Origin of the sequence: Psychrobacter immobilis, from assembly GCF_904846175.1 — a bacterium.
GTDB classification, from domain to species: domain Bacteria; phylum Pseudomonadota; class Gammaproteobacteria; order Pseudomonadales; family Moraxellaceae; genus Psychrobacter; species Psychrobacter immobilis_E.
The window spans coordinates 99129-119230 of record NZ_CAJGZM010000007.1 but is presented as its reverse complement, the minus strand read 5'-3'; the positions used below and the strand labels follow the sequence as shown (position 1 = coordinate 119230).

The 20102-nt window shown below is 41.1% G+C and carries 20 protein-coding genes; 4 read left to right on the top strand and 16 right to left on the bottom strand.

What is annotated here, in order from left to right:
• Positions 1–120 precede the first annotated feature (120 nt).
• The 7 genes from JMW39_RS10295 to JMW39_RS10265 form a co-directional block, all read right to left on the bottom strand.
• On the bottom strand, positions 121–1053 hold the full coding sequence (locus tag JMW39_RS10295; RefSeq protein WP_201546379.1) for an electron transfer flavoprotein subunit alpha/FixB family protein: 933 nt from the start codon (positions 1051–1053) through the stop codon (positions 121–123).
• A gap of 140 nt (positions 1054–1193) precedes the next feature.
• Positions 1194–1943, bottom strand: a complete 750-nt coding sequence (locus tag JMW39_RS10290) for an electron transfer flavoprotein subunit beta/FixA family protein (protein ID WP_201546378.1) — start codon at positions 1941–1943, stop codon at positions 1194–1196.
• A gap of 711 nt (positions 1944–2654) precedes the next feature.
• Positions 2655–2867 (bottom strand): cold-shock protein, encoded by a 213-nt coding sequence (locus JMW39_RS10285; RefSeq protein WP_010196799.1) that lies wholly within the window; start codon positions 2865–2867, stop codon positions 2655–2657.
• A gap of 368 nt (positions 2868–3235) precedes the next feature.
• On the bottom strand, positions 3236–3661 hold the full coding sequence (locus tag JMW39_RS10280; RefSeq protein ID WP_201546377.1) for a hypothetical protein: 426 nt from the start codon (positions 3659–3661) through the stop codon (positions 3236–3238).
• Positions 3662–3986: 325 nt separating this feature from the next.
• Positions 3987–5003 carry a ketol-acid reductoisomerase gene (ilvC, locus tag JMW39_RS10275; RefSeq protein ID WP_201546376.1) on the bottom strand — a complete coding sequence of 339 codons (1017 nt, stop codon included), beginning with the start codon at positions 5001–5003 and terminating at the stop codon, positions 3987–3989.
• Between the two features lie 163 nt (positions 5004–5166).
• Positions 5167–5664: an acetolactate synthase small subunit gene (gene ilvN / locus JMW39_RS10270; RefSeq protein ID WP_201546375.1), complete on the bottom strand. Its 498-nt coding sequence runs from the start codon at positions 5662–5664 to the stop codon at positions 5167–5169.
• Positions 5664–7496 carry an acetolactate synthase 3 large subunit gene (locus tag JMW39_RS10265; RefSeq protein WP_201546397.1) on the bottom strand — a complete coding sequence of 611 codons (1833 nt, stop codon included), beginning with the start codon at positions 7494–7496 and terminating at the stop codon, positions 5664–5666. Before JMW39_RS10265 ends, ilvN begins: the two co-directional genes overlap by 1 nt.
• 845 nt (positions 7497–8341) lie before the next feature.
• On the opposite strand from JMW39_RS10265, the gene JMW39_RS10260 reads away from it, so the two are divergent.
• Complete coding sequence (locus JMW39_RS10260; RefSeq protein WP_201546374.1) at positions 8342–8836, top strand: DUF4124 domain-containing protein; 495 nt, start codon at positions 8342–8344, stop codon at positions 8834–8836.
• Positions 8837–8903: 67 nt separating this feature from the next.
• Here JMW39_RS10260 and JMW39_RS10255 read toward each other — a convergent pair whose 3' ends face one another.
• Positions 8904–10679, bottom strand: a complete 1776-nt coding sequence (locus JMW39_RS10255) for an NAD(P)H-hydrate dehydratase (RefSeq protein ID WP_201546373.1) — start codon at positions 10677–10679, stop codon at positions 8904–8906.
• Positions 10680–10873: 194 nt separating this feature from the next.
• Here JMW39_RS10255 and queG point away from each other — a divergent pair, with 194 nt between their 5' ends.
• Positions 10874–12115, top strand: coding sequence for a tRNA epoxyqueuosine(34) reductase QueG (gene queG, locus JMW39_RS10250; RefSeq protein ID WP_201546372.1), 1242 nt, complete (start codon positions 10874–10876; stop codon positions 12113–12115).
• 120 nt (positions 12116–12235) lie between these two features.
• Here queG and lysM read toward each other — a convergent pair whose 3' ends face one another.
• From lysM to JMW39_RS10220, 6 genes are all read right to left on the bottom strand, one after another.
• The gene (lysM, locus tag JMW39_RS10245) at positions 12236–12745 is read right to left on the bottom strand and encodes a peptidoglycan-binding protein LysM (RefSeq protein WP_183621148.1); all 510 of its coding nucleotides are present in this window, start codon (positions 12743–12745) and stop codon (positions 12236–12238) included.
• 314 nt (positions 12746–13059) lie between these two features.
• Positions 13060–13296, bottom strand: coding sequence for an acyl carrier protein (gene acpP / locus JMW39_RS10240; protein ID WP_201546371.1), 237 nt, complete (start codon positions 13294–13296; stop codon positions 13060–13062).
• A gap of 285 nt (positions 13297–13581) precedes the next feature.
• Positions 13582–14316 (bottom strand): 3-oxoacyl-ACP reductase FabG, encoded by a 735-nt coding sequence (gene fabG, locus JMW39_RS10235; protein WP_265088454.1) that lies wholly within the window; start codon positions 14314–14316, stop codon positions 13582–13584.
• Complete coding sequence (fabD, locus tag JMW39_RS10230; protein WP_201546369.1) at positions 14307–15275, bottom strand: ACP S-malonyltransferase; 969 nt, start codon at positions 15273–15275, stop codon at positions 14307–14309. The genes fabG and fabD overlap by 10 nt, the downstream gene beginning before the upstream one ends.
• Before the next feature lie 374 nt (positions 15276–15649).
• On the bottom strand, positions 15650–15832 hold the full coding sequence (gene rpmF, locus JMW39_RS10225) for a 50S ribosomal protein L32 (RefSeq protein WP_011279813.1): 183 nt from the start codon (positions 15830–15832) through the stop codon (positions 15650–15652).
• Positions 15833–16195: 363 nt separating this feature from the next.
• Positions 16196–16789, bottom strand: coding sequence for a YceD family protein (locus JMW39_RS10220; protein WP_201546368.1), 594 nt, complete (start codon positions 16787–16789; stop codon positions 16196–16198).
• Between the two features lie 215 nt (positions 16790–17004).
• On the opposite strand from JMW39_RS10220, the gene JMW39_RS10215 reads away from it, so the two are divergent.
• On the top strand, positions 17005–17709 hold the full coding sequence (locus JMW39_RS10215; protein ID WP_201546367.1) for an elongation factor P hydroxylase: 705 nt from the start codon (positions 17005–17007) through the stop codon (positions 17707–17709).
• A gap of 286 nt (positions 17710–17995) precedes the next feature.
• Positions 17996–18613 carry an L-threonylcarbamoyladenylate synthase gene (locus tag JMW39_RS10210; protein WP_201546366.1) on the top strand — a complete coding sequence of 206 codons (618 nt, stop codon included), beginning with the start codon at positions 17996–17998 and terminating at the stop codon, positions 18611–18613.
• A gap of 82 nt (positions 18614–18695) precedes the next feature.
• Here the strand turns inward: JMW39_RS10210 and rplQ are convergent, their stop codons facing one another.
• A complete protein-coding gene (rplQ, locus tag JMW39_RS10205) occupies positions 18696–19055 on the bottom strand; it encodes a 50S ribosomal protein L17 (RefSeq protein ID WP_025652195.1) in 360 nt (119 codons plus the stop codon).
• 19 nt (positions 19056–19074) lie between these two features.
• Positions 19075–20082, bottom strand: coding sequence for a DNA-directed RNA polymerase subunit alpha (locus JMW39_RS10200; protein ID WP_068408445.1), 1008 nt, complete (start codon positions 20080–20082; stop codon positions 19075–19077).
• Positions 20083–20102 lie beyond the last annotated feature (20 nt).

The window sequence follows — 20102 nt, the reverse complement described above, 5'->3', positions numbered from 1 at the left end:
AAATAGCAACCTCAGACAATATAAATAAATGTTTCAATAAGACTTCAGAATAGACATAAAAAAACCCGCTATTTTTATAGCGGGTCTTTTTTGTTTCATTACTTATGCAAGAGGTAACAATTAAATCTTGCTAGTCAGCTCAGGTAACGCTTCGAATAAATCAGCTTCTAAGAAGTAATCAGCAACGCTAGCGATAGGTGATTCTGGATCATTGTTGATAGCAACGATGACTTTAGAATCTTTCATACCAGCTAAATGCTGAATGGCACCAGAGATACCAGCTGCGATATATAGGTCTGGAGCAACGATTTTACCCGTTTGACCAACCTGCATATCGTTTGGTACATAACCTGCATCCACAGCGGCACGTGATGCGCCAACAGCAGCGCCTAGCTTGTCAGCTAATGGCTCAATGTATTTAGTGAAGTTTTCACCATTTGCCAATGCACGACCACCAGAAACCACGATGCTTGCTGATGTCAATTCAGGACGGTCAGATTTGGCCATCTCTTCATTAACGAAGCTTGCTTTACCAGTCTCTTGCACGTTGTCGATAGCTTCAACAGTCGCTGAACCACCTTCACTTGCTACTGGATCAAAGGCTGTCGTACGTACGGTCATTACGACTTTATCTTCGGTCGTCTTAACGGTTGCCGTGGCGTTACCTGCATAGATAGGACGCTCAAACGTTTGTGCATCTATCACAGCAGAGATTTCTGACAACATGCTTACGTCAAGTAAAGCCGCTACACGTGGCATAAAGTTCTTACCAGTAGTAGTAGCAGGTGCAATGATATGGCTATAATCACCAGCAATATCAGCAACCAATAACGCAACGTTACCAGCCAATTGATGCTCATAAGCGGCGTTATCTGCTAATAATACTTTAGTCACGCCTGCCGCTTTAGCCGCTTCATCAGCGACCGCTTGTGCGCCACTACCAGCTACTAATACATGGATATCACCGCCGATTTGCTGAGCGGCAGCGATTGTGTTCAAAGTTGCCTTTTTTAGACTGGCATTGTCATGTTCTGCATATACCAAAATTGCCATTGTTTTTGTCCTTTATTTATTCGTATCATCTATTCATGCGGTTGTTTGTGTACAGCGTTATTTGTCGATTTAGCTTAAATACTAAACTACTCAAACTTCATAACGTTGTACATGATATGCCGTAGCAAATTATTCAATCATTAAATAACTTTTGCTTCATTTCTTAGCTTATCGATCAACTCGTCAACTGAACCCACTTTGATACCAGCTTTACGCTCAGCAGGTGGCACGACTTTGATAATTTCTTGCTTAGATGTCATATCAACACTGAAATCAGCAGGTGTTTTCTCATCAAGCTGTTTCTTTTTAGCTTTCATAATGTTAGGCAATTTAGCGTAACGTGGCTCATTTAAACGTAAGTCAGTGGTGATAACCGCTGGTAGCTCAAGCGCTAGGGTCTGCAAACCACCGTCAATTTCACGTGTGACATTTACTTTACTACCGTCAACTTTTACTTCTGACGCGAACGTACCCTGACCAATGCCCATCAATGCCGCGAGCATCTGACCAGTTTGGTTATTGTCATCATCAATCGCTTGCTTACCTAAAAGGATAATATCAGTAGACTCAGATTCAGCAATACTCTTAAGTATTTTAGCAATTTGTAATGGATAAGGTTTTTGATCAGACACGACCAAAATACCACGATCAGCGCCCAATGCTAAAGCGGCGCGAATTTGCTCTTGTGATTCTTTTGGACCAATCGATGCCACAATGATTTCATCAATCACGCCCGCTTCTTTTAAACGAACCGCTTCTTCAACAGCAATTTCATCAAAAGGGTTAATTGACATTTTAGTGTTAGATAAATCTACGCCAGAGTTATCAGCTTTTACACGAACTTTTACGTTGTAATCAATGACACGCTTGACCGCTACTAATGCTTTCATACGTTCCTCGTTTATTAATGTTATGAATTAAAATTGCCAGTTAAGAACCAAGAGTTCATTTTTTTAAACTGTTGTTCAAATTGTCGTTCAAAATATTACTAAAGCTTTTTATTACATTAACAGAAATTTCAAATAAACACTCATAAGCCAATCACTAAAAGTATATCGCCATGATATTTGTTATTCATTACTTTGCATTTACTAAAAATAGAAATTTAAGAGTAAAGCATTAAAATTTGCTGTTAAAGCTAAGCCAACCGTTATTATCAGACCTATCTATCTTGCGTGAGCAGGCTCATAAGGTCAAGACAACGCCGTGAATAATGCGTCATAAATTTGTCACCATTATTGCAAAAAGCGTCTATAAGCGCATTAATTAACCATTTATCTTATTAAACGCCCTAAGCAGTACAATATTTATCACGCTTTCCGCCTTTTATAGACTGACTGCTAGTCGGCTATCTCTTACTTGAAGCTGTTATTACATTAAAAACCTACTATTCTATTTGCAACCTTAATGACGATAAGCTTAAATATTTAGTTTATTTTATTAGAAAAATTGCATAAAAAAAGCAACCTGATGAGAGGTTGCTTTTTTTTAAAGTCTAAACAGTATTTTTATTGTTTTAACAAACAAAGGTATCAATGCATATTGATTAATCTTACTATTATTAGGCTTGCTGAAATCAGCTTACTTAATAACAAATTAGATTAGATAGCTTCGATTTGCTCAGCTTGTGGGCCTTTCTTGCCATCACCTAAGATGAAAGACACTTTTTGGCCTTCGGCTAGAGTTTTGAAACCACCGCCTTGGATAGCGCTGTAGTGAGCGAATACGTCTTGTCCGCCGTTGTCTTGCGCGATAAAACCAAAACCTTTAGCTTCATTAAACCACTTTACAGTGCCTTCAACTTTATCTGACATAAATTTTCCTAACTCTTTAACTGTTGGCGAGACGTGTGTCATCACCGATTAATTGATATATACTCAAGTATTTTCTGCTGAATGCGTCGACTTAAACCCTTGATATATCTATAAGATATACTATCTGTTCTTGCCTCAAATCCTTTGAGTACAGGCTGATTATAACAGCTTTTCTCAACTGCAACAGGTTAAATTACTTTTTTTTGTAAATAATTCACTTCTTATGTAAAGGTAATGGTTGGTATATCGCTATTTTATCTAAAATATTGATTCATATAACTATTTTTATTTATTTAGGAAAATATAACGAACACTAATGATATTTTTCTAAGCGATAAAATCAATGAATTAACGGTTTAACTAGATATCTATTGCGGTAACGGTAGCCATGGTGACGATAATACCAGTAGGCATAGAGCAAAGAATATCAAGGAAAACGATTGGCTATAAGCGATGTACTTAGCTGGAACAACCAAGTCTTTCGGTGAGTCGGGTATGCCTTTACGTTTGATTAGCCGTGTTCCATATATCCAACCATAAATGGTATAAATGCTATAAGCGACTGGAACTGCGAGCGCTAATGGCGCTAGATCAATGACGTATAACGCCACTGTTGATACAAAAAACCAAGCAGTATCAATTAGGGAGCTAATTTGAAAAAATTTGGACTTTGGCAGTTTACCCTGATTGCTTTTGAGCATCTCCCCTTCTATCCATATTAGTACAGCCACGACAGCACTCAGAGTAATATATGCGAATTGCGGCGTTAGCCAGTTTGGATTTGGTATTTGCACAACAGACAACCTGTAATCAATAAAAAATAAGAATAAGAAAAACAATCAATTTAAGATTTAGTAGCCGATTGGTTCTACTAAGAATTGCTTAAATAGAATAAGAAACGAAATAACACTTTAAGTAAAAATGATGAAGGCTGTTTATATGAGGCAGCGATAATGCGTTTTCAACCAATCTCAAAGCAATTGACATGAAAACCTTACTTAGCTTATTGAAATGATAGCCATTAAAAAACCCGTGCTATCAAGTGACAGCACGGGTTTTGGATTCTAGATGATTAAAATGATAGAGAGTTAATTAATCGCTTAATCGCCTTCTAGCAAATTAGTTTTTGTCTTTATCGATGATTTTGTTGCCGCCAATCCAAGGCATCATACCACGCAATTTAGCACCAGTTACTTCGATTTGGTGCTCAGCGTTGTTACGACGACGAGCCGTCATTGATGGATAGTTGGTTGCGCCTTCACTGATGAACATTTTTGCATATTCACCAGATTGGATGCGTTTTAGCGCATTACGCATGGCTTCACGTGATTGCTCATTAATAACTTCAGGACCAGTCACATATTCGCCGTATTCAGCATTGTTACTGATTGAGTAGTTCATGTCAGCGATACCGCCTTCATACATGAGGTCTACGATAAGCTTAAGCTCATGTAAGCACTCAAAGTAAGCCATCTCTGGTGCATAGCCTGCTTCTGTTAGGGTTTCAAAGCCCATTTTTACTAGCTCAACAGCACCACCACAAAGAACCGCTTGCTCACCAAATAGGTCAGTTTCAGTTTCATCTTTAAATGTGGTTTCAATAATACCTGAACGACCACCACCAACACCAGCAGCATAAGACAAGGCTAATTGTTTGGCTTGACCTGATGCATCTTGGTAGATAGCGATCAAATCTGGAATACCGCCGCCTTTAGTAAATTCTGAGCGTACAGTATGACCTGGTGCTTTAGGCGCAACCATAATAACGTCAAGATCGCTACGTGGAACGACTTGATTATAATGAATCGCAAAACCATGAGCGAAAGCTAGCGTTGCACCTTGTTTGATATTTGGCTCAATCTCGTTTTGATATAGCTCTTTTTGGAATTCGTCAGGCGTCAAAATCATGATGACGTCAGCAGCTTTTACCGCTTCTTCTACTTCAGCAACTTTTAGACCAGCGTTTTCCGCTTTTTTCCATGAGCCAGAGTTGGCACGTAGACCAACGGTCACATCGACGTCTGAATCTTGCAGGTTAAGCGCGTGTGCATGGCCTTGTGAACCGTAACCAATAATCGCAACTTTTTTGCCTTGGATAATCGATAAATCACAGTCTTTGTCATAATAAACGTTCATAAGTAGAGTCCTTTTCCTCAATCATGGCGGGCCATGGATAAATAAACGCTTAGATTACAGTCACTATCATAAAGTGATTTGCCATATAAGCGCTATGTTAAGTGTTGAATAATTAAATTTAAAATACCACGCTTTAAACCATATATTTTGCGATAAACGCTACCTATAAGCTCAGCGTTTTTTCGCCGCGTGCAATACCAATCACACCCGAACGCACGACTTCCATAATACGTTCACGGCCAATCACATCGATAAAGCCGTCAAGCTTGGCTTCGTCACCGACGATTTGAATGGTATAAAGGTTTGAATTCACATCAACGATTTGTGCACGGAAAATATCGGCACTGCGTTTAATCTCTTCACGTACACCGCCTGTCGCTCGCACTTTGATTAGCATCAGTTCGCGTTCGACGTGTACGGTATCTGATAGATTAAGCACTTTAACCACTTCAATCAATTTATGCAATTGCTTGGTGATTTGCTCTATCTTTTCAGGTGAGGTAATCGTTGTTAACGTTAAGCGAGAAATACTCGGATCGTCTGTTGGTGCAACGTTTAGCGTTTCAATGTTGTAGCCACGTTGAGAGAACAAACCGACCACTCGCGACAACGAACCCGCTTCGTTTTCCATCAATACCGAAATCAGATGTTGTTGTTGCATTAGGTACGCTCCCCTTTGGTTAACCACATATCACGCATCGCTTGCCCAGCAATCTGCATCGGATACACATGCTCGTTACGATCGACATAAACGTCGATAAATACCAATTTATCTTTCATCGCCATAGCTTCCGCCAACTGTGCTTCCATAGTTGTAGGATCAGTAATCTTAATACCGACGTGACCATAGCTTTCAGCCAACTTGACAAAGTCTGGTAGTGAATTCATATAAGAATGGGCATGGCGGCCTTCATATAGCATGTCTTGCCACTGCTTCACCATGCCTAACTGAGCGTTATTTAGGTTTAGGATTTTGACCGGTAAATCATATTGCAAGCAGGTTGAGAGCTCTTGGATATTCATCTGAATAGAGCCTTCGCCGGTAATACAAACCACATCGCGCTCAGGATTAGCAAGTTTTGCTGCCATCGCGTATGGCAGGCCGACGCCCATGGTACCAAGACCACCTGAGTTTAGCCATTGACGTGGCTCATTATAAGTATAGTAAAGCGCGGCAAACATCTGATGCTGACCGACGTCACTGGTGATAATCGCGTTACTATTAGTCACTTTATCTAAGGCTTGCACGACCGCTTGTGGCTTAATACCATTATCGGTACTGGTGTCATAACGTAGGCCATGACGCTTACGCCACTCATTAATCTGTGACCACCAATCTAACAATGCATGTTGCTCTAGCTCTTTATCTTCACCGACAATTTCTATGATATCGGTAAGCACAGATTTAACATCGCCTACGATCGGAATATGCGCATTAATCGTTTTTGAGATGGACGTAGGATCAATATCGATATGAATAATCGTCGCATTCGGGCAGAATTTTTTGACATTATTGGTCACGCGGTCATCAAACCGTGCCCCAATTGCCAAGATTACGTCGGCGTGATGCATGGTCATATTGGCTTCATAGGTGCCATGCATACCAAGCATACCCAAGAACTGGCTATCAGAACCAGGAAAGGCACCCAAGCCCATTAAGGTATTGGTTACGGGTAAGTTTAAGCGATGTGCAAGAGCAGTGAGCTCTTTATGTGCATTGCCTAAAACAACACCACCACCAGAGTAAATAATCGGGCGCTTAGCAGCAAGTAGTGTTTCAACCGCTTTTTTGATTTGACCACTATGACCTTTTAATGACGGCTGATATGAGCGTATAAACACCTCTTTTGGGTATTCATAAGCAAATTTTTCGCTAGGCGCCGTCATATCTTTTGGCACATCGATTACAACAGGACCTGGACGTCCAGCCTGCGCAATATAAAATGCTTTTTTGACAATCATTGGAATTTCGCTAGCATGGCGTACTTGAAAACTATGCTTGACGATAGGACGCGACACACCAATCATATCGGTTTCTTGGAAGGCATCTTCGCCGATTAGGCTGCTAGGTACCTGTCCTGCGATGACGACCATCGGCACAGAATCCATAAATGCTGTGGCAATAGCTGTCACCGTGTTGGTGGCACCGGGGCCTGACGTCGCTAAGACCACACCAGTCTGACCCGTGACTCGCGAATAAGCATCGGCCATATGACCGGCTGCTTGCTCATGACGTACTAAAATATGCTCAATATTTTCTTGTTGAAACAAGGCGTCATAAATATGCAGAACGGCGCCGCCTGGGTAGCCAAAAATATATTTGACCCCTTCATCTGTGAGTGATTGCACCAGCATCTCAGCGCCAGATAGCATTACAGGCTCGGCGCTACCTTCAGCAAGGCGTTGTTGCTTCTCTTCAAAATTTTTGGCGGCATTACCCGTTTGGGTATGTCCAGTCATATTTGGACTTTGCGTGGTTTGCGTCACTGTCATCACCTTTTTTTGTGGTAGGAATTGGCGTTCATTCATAAGAGAAAACAACGGTATTTACACAGAGTTGTCTGGCTCTTAAAATAAATACGAATCCTTGTCCATATCAAGAATGTGTGCCCACTATATCTAAGTAACGCTGCTTTATAAGACAGCAAGCCACTCAAACACAGCAATATATGTCAGGTCAGCGTTGTGACAGGATTTTATCGATAGACAGTGACAAGATGCGAGTGCATCTATAAAAGAGGCTTATTATTTGTAATAGATACGTGCTTACGCCAGTAATAAATAAATCGATACCGCATGAAAAAACAAATCTCAAAACAGTTACCACATTATAGGATTTTTAAATCTTATAACCTGTTTCATAAGTAAATGTTATAACCACACATTACGCCCTATTTTTGTTACAGCCAAATCTTAGCAAACACAGTAATAATAAGTTTATCTTAGTCATTGTAGACGGATAAGTCCGGAGACAATAAATATAGAATCTGATAACCATTGCGATAATGACCACCTATTTTATATTTTTGTCACAAAGAAAATAAAGCTAAGCGAGCTACTGATAAGTAATCCGTAGTCCTTATTTTCAAGTGCCACGGCAATATCATAAAAGCCGCTCACTGACCAATCAACTGCTATTATATTCGATGGTTTGGCCACCATTGTCAAGAAAAACTTCTAAACCCTATCCCTAACTATTAGTTATTAAATAATGTACATTTATAAGTAATATTTGCTAAAATCAAACGCTAATGTATTTATATTGTTATCAAGACGTTTAAATATTATCCTTAACTGACAAATACATACGTTTTTTCCCTATTAAGAGGATTGTTACTATGGCATATGCGTCTACCATAAATACCGCTGCCAAACTGCTTATGAGTATCAGCACAGCGTGTATGATCATGCTACCAATCAATGCCAGTCACGCTATTCAGGTATACAAATCTATCGGTGCGCATGGTGAGGTGAAATACAGTCAACATGCCCCGCAAAATGGTAGAAATATTGAAGTGATTGAATTTCGTAGTGACGGCAGACAAAGTAACGCTGGACAATTGGCTGGTAAGACCGAAGCCAACCAAGCGGCACCGCAAAGCGCAGAAGAACAACGGGTTGCACAGTTAGAGGCGCGTATCAAAGAGCAAGAGGCGCAGGCAAATGCCCAGCGTTGCCAGTCATTACGTAATAATTTGACCAATCTAAATGTTGGTGGGCGTATTTATGAGATGGATGCCAATGGTAAACGTCAATACTTAGATGGCCGTGAGATTGAGCTCAAGCGCGAGCGCGTACAGCAAGCCATCAATCAATATTGTAATGGTACCTAAACCCAGCTTTAATTATTTCTTTCAATAATATTAGTGCCGCTCTATTTAAATTCTTAGCAGTTATTAATTACTCAGTGATTAACTGCATAATATGACGAATAGCAGCGGACATATCTTGCGCTTGTAAGCCTCGTTGCCCGACCAATAATGACCTATCATTATTGGTCATACTGCCAAGTTTTTCTGTCTTATTGACCAAACAGTCTCCCGCCAATCCATGAAGGAGAACCGCTTGGTGCAAACTACCCGCTTCTTCGCTTAAATCTTCTTGAGCTAGCAGACCTGCTATCACACCTGATAATACATCGCCCATGCCAGCGCTTGCCATGCCAGCGTTACCCACACCGCAAACATAAACGCGATGTTCTTCTTTATCTTGCTCCAAAACTAAAGACCCTGCCCCTTTTAACACCCAGTTACCACCATATTTTTTGGCACATTGTTTTATCGCTGCCAACCTATCAGCCTCTACTTCACTAACTTTTTCATTTAATAACTCAGCGGCTTCACCACTATGTGGAGTGAAACAAACCTGATGTTTAGCGCTATGCTCTTTTAGCTGTGTGATTAATTGATGCTCATCTATATGCAATGCTGCCAAATGATAAAGACCGTCAGCATCAATGATTATCGGCTTACTTTCTGCTATAGCTGCTTCAACATAAGTGATAAATATCACTTTTGCTTTTTCATCACGACCTAGTCCCATGCCGATAGCCACCACACTGGCTTCCTTGATAAGGGTTTTTACTCCATATGTATCATGTAAATTTATCGTCATCGCATCTGGGAGTGAGGTTAAAAGTGCACCATGAAATGCCTCATGACAGGCGACGGTTATTTTACCTGCCCCTGTTGCCATCGCACTCGAGGCAGAAAGGATAGCAGCGCCGCCCATCCCTTGAGAACCATCAATACGGTTACCACCAATGACCAATACGTGTCCATAACTGCCCTTATAGCTATTCTGTCGACGGGGACTTAAATGATACGCAGTCGTCGTTAATGTGGCAGCTGGCTCAAATACTTTATTACCGACTTGATAAGGTATCAGCGGTATATCAATAATCTCGCCGCTATAATCCATACCATCCTTAGTATGCAAGCCCAATTTACGTGCAATTAAACATAACGTCGCATCAGCCTGCACCGCTATTTGGTCGAATACTTGACCCGTAGAGGCCACCAATCCGCTAGGAATATCAACTGCAATTGTTAAAGCATTATCATCCTGAGCAGCAGCATTAAAGGCGCAGATTGCCTGCTTATAGATGCCTGTAGGCGCACGATCTAGACCGATACCGAATAATGCATCGATATAAACACCCGCTTGCCGCTGCTTACCTACTTTCTCATTATCATTATAATTACTGTCTTCAAAGCGCTGATAAGGACAATTAGCAGATAATGCCATCTGTAGAGCCCTTGCTGCATCAGATAGCACACTTGCCTTGTTATAATTTTGCGTTGTATCCGCTACCTCAAAATCGCGACTATCAAAACCAACGGTTACTACCTCTACTGGCCAGCCCATTTGCTGCAAATAGTAAGCAATCATCCAACCGTCGCCGCCATTATTCCCTCGCCCGACCCAAATACTCGCTCGACGCTTATAAGTAGGACGACGGTAAAATTTAACGTTAGCTAATGCATGAGTATTGAGCATTTTTTGCTCATAAAGCGCCGCAATATACTGTGCCATTTGCCATGCTGCTTGTTTCATTAATCCAAAACTGTCATGACCTTCGGCAAACCATGCCTGCTCAATGGCATAAAATTGTTTACTATTATAAAGCGCGATAGGCATGGTGGTATTTGCTAATAAATTGGCTGGTACTGGCATGGCTGATTCTCGCTTATTTTTATTTGGTGGTTTTATTATTCTAATAATAGGATGACGTGTAATCCATATGAGCTTAATCAAAGGTTTTGTTCAATTAGGTATCAGTGTAAATACAGATTTACTTACTTTTCTACTTGCGCTCTTAGCTCACTGGCTTATCATACTGCTATTCACATTATCATTTATAGCTCATTATGAATAGCAAATCCCAATCTACTCAGTCTCAGTTCACACAGCCAGACACACAGACGTTAGCAGCGCAGACGCCTGCGTCCAATCATGCACGACAAACCAAAATTGATATTAATAATACACTGAGATTTACAACCACGGCCGATGTTAAGCAATGGATTAAAGCCCAAGCCCAAGCTCTAGGCTTCGCTGACTGTGGGTTTTTATCGGTGCATCACCCTTTATTTATTCAGCAAACGGAGCGACTGAAGCAATGGTTAGCTAAGGGTTATGAGGGGCAATTGCAGTTTATGCATAATAACCATCATTTGCGTGCTCATCCCGAACAGCTAGTAGAAGGCGCGAGAACTATCATCAGCGTGCGCATGGATTACTTAACCCAAACTCCTACGCCACGAGCGGTCACTGATAACGCTTACCCCAATCAAGGTATCATTGCCCGTTATGCTCGAGGACGCGATTATCATAAAACGATGCGTAGTCGTCTCAAGCAATTGGCATTAAAAATTGAAGCCATGCTTCCTGAATGGCAGCATCTTAATATCGGCTCAGAGCAAGATTTTATTTTTAGACCCTTTAGTGATTCTGCACCTATCTTTGAGCGCCCTATTGCCGACGCAGCAGGTCTTGGCTGGACGGGCAAACATACCTTACTTTTAAACAAGCAAGCTGGCTCATTTTTTGTACTGGGCGAGCTGTTTATGAGCCTCGAGCTGCCTGATGATGAGCCGGTTAAAGAGCATTGTGGTAGCTGCAGCGCCTGTATCGACATCTGCCCTACCCAAGCGATTATCGCGCCCTATGAGCTTAATGCTTCCGCCTGCATCTCCTATCTCACCATTGAGCACGATGGTATTATTGATAGTAAATACCGCCGCGCTATTGGTAATCGTATCTTTGGCTGTGATGACTGTCAGCTTATTTGCCCATGGAACCGCTATGCCAACCTGACATCGGTAGAAGACTTTGCGCCAAGGCACAATCTTGATAGCAGCAGTTTACTTGAGTTATGGCAATGGCAGGAACCGGAGTTTATGAAGAAGACCGAAGGCAGCCCACTTAGACGCACGGGTTATGTGAATTTTTTACGTAATATTGCAATTGCTCTCGGCAATGCAGATGGAAGTAAAGAGATAATAACTTATCTTCGTACAAGATTAGCCATACATAATGCTATGCTGGATGAACATATCATTTGGGCTATGAAAGAGCAGCAGGAAAAGTTAGAAAGCTTTGAGCCATAACTTCTATATCAAATATACCAAACAAAAAAAATGCCTCTTATTTTAGTAAGAGGCATTTTTATTAGCATGTAACTTTAAATATTTATGTTCAAAAGTCTATCTTTTATATTCAAAATCATCTTATGGCTTAGGGATACGTAGTACTTGACCAGGATAAATTTTGTCTGGTTCAGAAAGCATTGGCTTATTGGCTTCGAAGATTTTCATATAATCATTCGCTGAACCATAAACTTCTTTTGCAATTTTAGACAAGCTATCACCAGATTTTACGGTATACATAGTAGATTCAGGTGCATCTTCTTCAATATCGATGTTGTCGATGACTTTAGCAACGTTTTGCACGTTACCAATAGCAATAATGGCTTTTTCACGGTCTGCTTGCGTTTTCGCTTTACCACTGATTTCAGCAGTATCGGTTGAACCATTGTATTTGATTTTTAAGTCGCTGATATTCAGATTTTGTTGCTGAATACGACGCAGTAAAATATTGGCTACTGACTGAGCTGAAGGCTCACTGCTTTGGACTGGAGTGTTCGCATCTGCTTTGGTTTCTGCTTTAGCGTCATGCTTGGCATCGTCACGGTTAAAGATTTTATCACCGATATCTTTTGCAAAACTGAACATACCCATATAACTGCTCCTTAAGATATTATTAATTATTATTACAATGATAACTCATATCGGTCATCATTCTTTTTGCTTACCATTATGAGTATAAGCAAATGTATGAGCGATGAATAGTAATAGTATGTTGAGTAATGTTGATTTGGCGTAGCTTATGTTAACGTAATCGTTGATGGTAACGAGTAATCTATAAAAGCTATTACGCTAAATTAAGAAAGACAATAATTAATAGCTAGCCGATATCTATAAAAAATCAGCAAAAAAAACCGCCTATCTATACAGATAAGCGGTCATATCAAACACGTTAAGCTAATCGCTAATTATAGCTGCGCTTGCACGTAATCAATGGCTTTTTGAACAGTCGTTAGTTCTGCTGAAGCTTCATCAGGAATAGTGATGCCAAAATCGCTTTCAAATGACATAACCAATTCAACTAGGTCTAACGAATCAGCGCCTAGATCTTCCATAAATGATGCATCGTTGTTGATGTCTTCAACATTCATACCCAATTGTTCCGCTACTGCAGCTTTAACTCTTAGCTCGGTATCATTACTCATGTAGATTTCTCCTTTTTGATCTATTATTTTGACAAATTACTATAGTGCCGTGATTGGAGGCTATAGCATTGTATATAAAATGGGCTAGTCAGATTAGCATGGCTGTCTGATGTGTACTATAACCAATTATACGTTTTGACTAATGTCTGGTAAAGCCTTGCTATCATACAGGGCTTTGACGAAAAAGTATTCGTCATTATAGCACCCTTTATTATAGTTTACACTCGTTCACAGAGTTTTTTATTATAACTATGTAACGTTCCATTAGAATAATAAATTCTAACGCTACATATACATGCCACCATTAACTGGAATAACCGCACCGGTGATATAGCTGGCTTCATCACTTGCTAAAAACGAGACGGCCGCAGCGATATCTTCTGGCTGACCAAGACGGCTAATCGGCACCGCATCGAGCATGGAGTTCAATAAGCGCTCATCGAGCTCATCAGTCATATCCGTTTCGATCAAACCTGGCGCGACACAGTTAATCGTCACTTGCCGTGAGCCTATTTCACGCGCTAGGGTACGGCTAAAACCTTCGACACCGGCTTTGGTCGCCGCATAGTTAGATTGGCCTGCATTACCCATTTGGGCGACGACAGAGGTGATATTGATGATACGACCACGGCGCGCTTTCATCATACCGCGTATCGCGCGTTTACTCATACGATAAACTGAGGTCAAATTGGTATCAATCACATTATCCCAATCTTCATCTTTCATACGCATCAATAAGCCATCTTGGGTAATGCCGGCATTATTGACCAATACTTGTACCGCGCCATAGACGCTTTCAATCTCTTCAAACAGTTTATCAATCTGCGCCGTATCACGCACATCTAATACTCGACCAATACCGCCGCTATCGTGTAGATATTCGTCAATAAGCGCCGCGCCTTTTTCCGTGGTCGCGGTGCCAATGACAAAATGGCCTTCTTTGGCAAAACGTTTGGCAACGGCTTTGCCAATACCGCGGCTAGCACCCGTCACTAATGTAATCGTACGACTCATGATAATACCTCCATTAACTTATCTAGACGGGCGAGCTTGTCGGTAGGATAACTGGCAATAGGATGCGCTTGACGCTTCGCTAAATTACTCAGGACATTACCACTGCCACACTCGATTAAAATATTAATTTGTTTATCGGCCAGCTCTTGCATGGTTTTTGACCATAATACAGGTTCACTTAACTGCTCGGTCAATGCTTGCTTGATGCCTGTAGCGCTGGTTTCAACCCGTGCATGACGGTTTTGAATGACTGGAATAGTCGCTTGATCAAATCGAATCGCCGCCAGCTCTTCGGCCAAGGCACTGGTTGCAGGTTCCATAAGAGCACAATGTGACGGCACACTGACCTTTAATGGAATGGCTTTTTTGCCAGTATTTTGAACTTTATCAATGACGGCGTTGACGCCTGCCGCATTACCTGAAACCACCACTTGTCCTGGGCTATTAAAGTTTGCTGCCCCGACAATGGCATCATCGACGTGCTCGGTGGCCTGCTCACACAAGTTCTCTACCCGATGGTCTTCTAGACCTAGCACAGCAGCCATCGCGGTGTCGATACCAACCACCGCCGCTTGCATCAATTGGCCACGCTTATGTACCAGCTTGACCGCATCCGCAAGCGTTATCACACCAGCGGCACAGAGGGCGCTGTATTCTCCTAGAGAATGGCCCGCTAGGTAACAAGGCTTGTCTTCTATTTTTTGTTGTAAAATGCGCCAAATAGCAATACTAGCGGTCAATAAGGCCGGCTGAGTGTACTGGGTTTGATTAAGCTTGTCTTCGTCCTGACAAATTTCCCATAAATCTTCACCAAGCGCCGTACTCGCCTCAGTAAAGGTATCACGAATCTCAGGATAGGTTTCAGCAAGCTCACTCAGCATACCGACGACTTGCGAGCCTTGTCCTGGGAAGATGACCGCAATGCGAGTAGATTGTTTCTTTATCATATCGGGTACAGAGGCCATAACCAATATTCCTTATTTAATTGGCAATACCCCTAAATTAATGGGGTGCATTATAGAGTTAGAAAGTAATTAGAAGATTTATGATATAAAGTGATGGCTATCATTATTCCTTTAAGACAGCTAACGGTGGTTAAACTATACACTGACGCAGGCCATTAGCATAGCTGCCAACAAGCCACTGGCGTGAAACGGTTTATTTATAATAATTACTGCTTAAAAAAAGAATAGCAAAAAGCCAAGTTATCCAGCCACATAATATATGATAGCGAAATAACTTGGCTTTCGTTTGCTCAAACTGGTTGCCCAATAACAACTGTGTAAAATCATAGATAGTTATCGGAACTATCATCATTTTGCATCAACCATCAATTAGCTTAAGCGTCTTGACTTACTTTAAACAACTGACGACCACGATAAAAACCATCTTTAGTCATGTGATGACGACGATGTTTTTCACCAGTAGTAGCATCGATGCTTATTTCAGCAATTTCCATACGGTGATGTGAACGGCGCATGTCACGACGTGAACGACTTTTACGACTTTTTTGAACGGCCATGATATAGCTCCTATACTTAAAAGGGGATAAGCTTGAAATTCAGCTTTAATCGACACTGACAGAGGCTATATAATCACAACAACCTAAGTCTTACGCATCATTAGTTAAATAGATTGCCACGTATTAAAGTGCTGATAACGTCTAAAATCTATAGTTAGTTTGCAAGGTCAGCGCCTATCTGCCAGTAGCAGATTGCTAGAATGCAATAAACGGGACATTATACGCATGTTTCGCGGATTAATAAAGCCCTGCTTTTCAATCTTCTGCATAAAGCTGATAAAAAGATGGTCTAAAACTTCCATACTATTTATCACTAATACAGTTTATAAGGTTATAAGGTTATAAGGTTATAAGGTTATAAGGTTATAACTTACCTTTTAAAGACGCTAAAGCGGCAAAAGGATTCTCCGTTTCTTCTTCTTCAGGTATTTCACCAAACTGCTCAACACTCATATCACAATCATCATGCTTTGGTGCCATCGGTGTTTTGAGTAAAATCTCATCTTCGACCAGTTTTTTAAGCGGTAATAAGCGCTCAGGAGCCGGCTCAGTGATAATTTCATCGAGCAATAAATAGTCCTGCTCTTCACCAACCAAGCGCACTTGGCTTTCGTTATCGAGCAATGCAATATCATAATCATCGGTCAAATCAATCACAATTGGTTGCAAACAACGCTGGCAGGTTAACCATATCTCACCGGTCAAGCTAAAAGAGAGATGCAAGACATTATTACGGCGATAGAGATTGGCATTAATCTGAAGATCTGACTGCAAATGCTCAGTCGTCAGTAAGGCATTAAGACGCTCAAAAGAGCCCGGTGCGACTTGCCCTACCCATTCAAAACCACTGTCTTCCCATTTACTTAAGGAGATATGTTCTGGCAGATTGGCAGACGTAGGGGCTGATGTTTTATCAGCCTGAAGCGCTGACGGCTTGTTTGTTGGGGTACTTGACATGCGCGGCCTCATTGATCAAAAACGGTGTATAATATTGCCTGCTATACTAACGGAAAGCGCTGATTAGCGCTAGGGCTAGTATGTTAAGATTTTTGGTACTAGTTTTCGCAATAGATTTGCATCTAATTTAGATTGCTCACGTCTGTAAATAACGCGCTCTGACTTTTTTACTTGGTTGCTTTTACTTGGTTGCTTTTACTTGGTTGCTATTCAATATGATATCGCCTGCTGTTAACCCCGATTTTTCCTACTTACTTTCTACGCCTGATGCTAAACGCTTACTAAAACGTCTCAATGAATTGGACAATAAAAAAAACAATGCTAATTTCGATAATAAAATAAAGCTCCAGTTAAAAACACTGTCAGAACAATGGCAGAAAATTATCCATGCTGAAGATATAAACCCTTTTAATGAAAATGAAAAAGCAGCGACCGATTGGCTCATAGCATTATTCAATACCTTGTTTGCGGATCAAGAAGTTATTTTAGTACGTGGCGCCGGCGAACCAGAGTACTTCCCTGCTAAAGACAATCAGCCAGCACGTATTGAATTCGCCAATGGTTTTTTTCAAAGTGCATTGCATGAATTGAGCCATTTTTTTATTGCAGGTAAACAGCGTAGACAGCTCTCTGACTTTGGTTACTGGTATGCACCTGATGGACGCACAGCAGCTCAGCAGCAAGCATTTGAGCGTGTAGAGATTAAACCACAGGCACTAGAGTGTTTGTTTAGCTTGGCTTGCGGTCGTGATTTTCAAGTATCACAGGACAACCTCTTTGCAGACTTTGATACCAGTACTAGCACCTTTGCGCATGATGTGTATCAACAAGCCAAAGCGTACATTACCAAGCCTCATACACTACCGCGTGATGCCAAAACGTTATTGCAGGCATTGTTGACTATCTGTACTGCTGTTTAGCGGCATAATATTGCTCACATCATACTTGCTACTTATCACGAGTAATCCATTTTATAACGTTAACGTTTCCCTACTCATAGTAACGCCTTGCCAATAAACTTATATCTGCTTTGCGTTATACTTGGTAGGTAATTGGGCTTTTTTTGCCATAACTAATAAATCGCTAGGATAACCAGTAAGAATAGAGTCTGATATTAAAACTATTCGATTCAATCATGATTCATTAAATCTTTTATATTAAAAACACCATATCAAATAATTTATAATTATAAAATAAGGAATGATTATGCAAGTATTTTACATTCATCCAGAGAATCCACAGCCACGACTTATTGAGCAAGCAGCTGACCTATTACGTAAAGATCAACTGATTATCTACCCTACTGACACAAGTTACGCCTTTGGTTGTCGATTAGGTGCAAAAGATGCATTGGAAAAACTCAAACAAATTCGCGCGCTTGATGACAAGCACCAGTTTACCTTGCTATGCCGTGACTTAAGCGAAATTGCCAATTATGCCGCCGTAGATAACATCCAGTTTAAACAGCTCAAAGCGCATACACCTGCGCCTATTACTTTTATCCTCAATGCCACCAAAGATGTGCCAAAGAAACTGGCTCATGCCAAGAAAAAAACCATTGGCATACGGGTGCCGAGTAATCCTATCGCTCAGGCGTTGTTAGAAGCTATGGACGAACCTATCCTAACCAGTTCATTAATATTACCAAATCGCGATGATATCTTGGATGATCCATTTGAGATTGAAGAGTTATTAGGCAATCAAATCGATGGGCTCATTAATGCGGGTATTAAAACCACGAAACTGACGACCATTGTAGATATGACCAGTGGTCAGCCTGAGATTATCAGACAAGGTGCGGCTGACGTTAGTTCGCTATTATAAACAAAAAAACATAGATAAAAAATGCATAAAAAAAAGCTCCAATTTATTGGAGCTTTCTTTATCTTACAATTAGCATGTAAAATTAGTCACGATCAACCAGTTCTACATAAGCCATTGGCGCATTGTCACCATCACGGTGACCACATTTTACGATACGCAAATAGCCACCTGGACGAGCTTGGTAACGAGGACCAAGAGTACCAAATAGTTTGCCTACCATAGCTTTGCTACGCATACGGCTGAACGCCAAACGACGGTTAGCAACGCTGTCTTCTTTAGCCATAGTGATTAATGGCTCAGCAACACGGCGTAACTCTTTTGCTTTTGGTAAAGTTGTTTTGATCAGTTCATGCTCAAATAATGAGTTGGTCATGTTCTGAAACATTGCCTTACGATGACTGCCGGTACGACCCAGCTTGACTCCACTCTTACGATGGCGCATAGTCAAAAATCCTTAAAGTTTAACGGCTACGATAAGAAAAGCGATCATCAACACGAAGGTCAGCTGGCGGCCAGTTATCTAGGCGCATACCGAGCTCTAAATCTTTAGACGCTAATACGTCTTTGATTTCCGTCAATGATTTCTTACCAAGATTTGGGGTTTTTAGTAGTTCAGTCTCTGAACGCTGTACCAAATCACCGATATAGTAAATGTTTTCAGCTTTTAAGCAGTTGGCTGAGCGAACCGTTAGTTCAAGATCGTCCACAGGGCGTAATAGCACCGGATCAACCTCTTCTTTTTCTTTCACAGGCTCAGGCGCTTCTTCAGCTTCTAGGTCAACAAAGATAGAAATCTGTTGTTGTAATATAGTGGCTGCTTTACGAATTGCTTCTTCTGGATCTATAGTGCCATTAGTTTCAAGCTCAATGATAAGACGATCAAGATCGGTACGTTGTTCTACACGTGCGTTCTCAACCTGATAAGCAACACGCAGTACTGGACTAAAACTTGCATCAAGCTTTAAGCGTCCAATCGCTTTAGTGTCACCGTCTTCACGGCGTTGGTTTGCTGGCTCATATCCACGACCCATTACTACACGCAAACGCATCTTAAGATGACCACGATCGCTTAATGTACCTAATACCAATTCTGGATTGATAATATCAACATTATGCGGCAAGGTGATGTCTGCAGCAGTAATAGTGCCTGGACCTTGTTTATCCAAGGTCAAAAATACTTCATTTTGGTCATGAAGGGTGATTGCCAAGCCTTTTAAGTTCAAAAGCAAATCAAGCACGTCTTCTTGTAGCCCTTCAAGCGTTGAGTATTCATGGTCAACACCATCAATCTCAGCTTCAATGACTGCAGCACCAGGTAATGAAGATAACAAGATGCGACGTAAGGCATTACCTAAGGTATGCCCAAAGCCGCGTTCTAACGGTTCGAGCGTGACTTTCGCAATCGTTTCATTAACCGTATCCACGTTAATGGCGTTCGGCGTTAGAAACTCAGTTGCACTTAGCATCATGATGTCACCTCGATTTATTA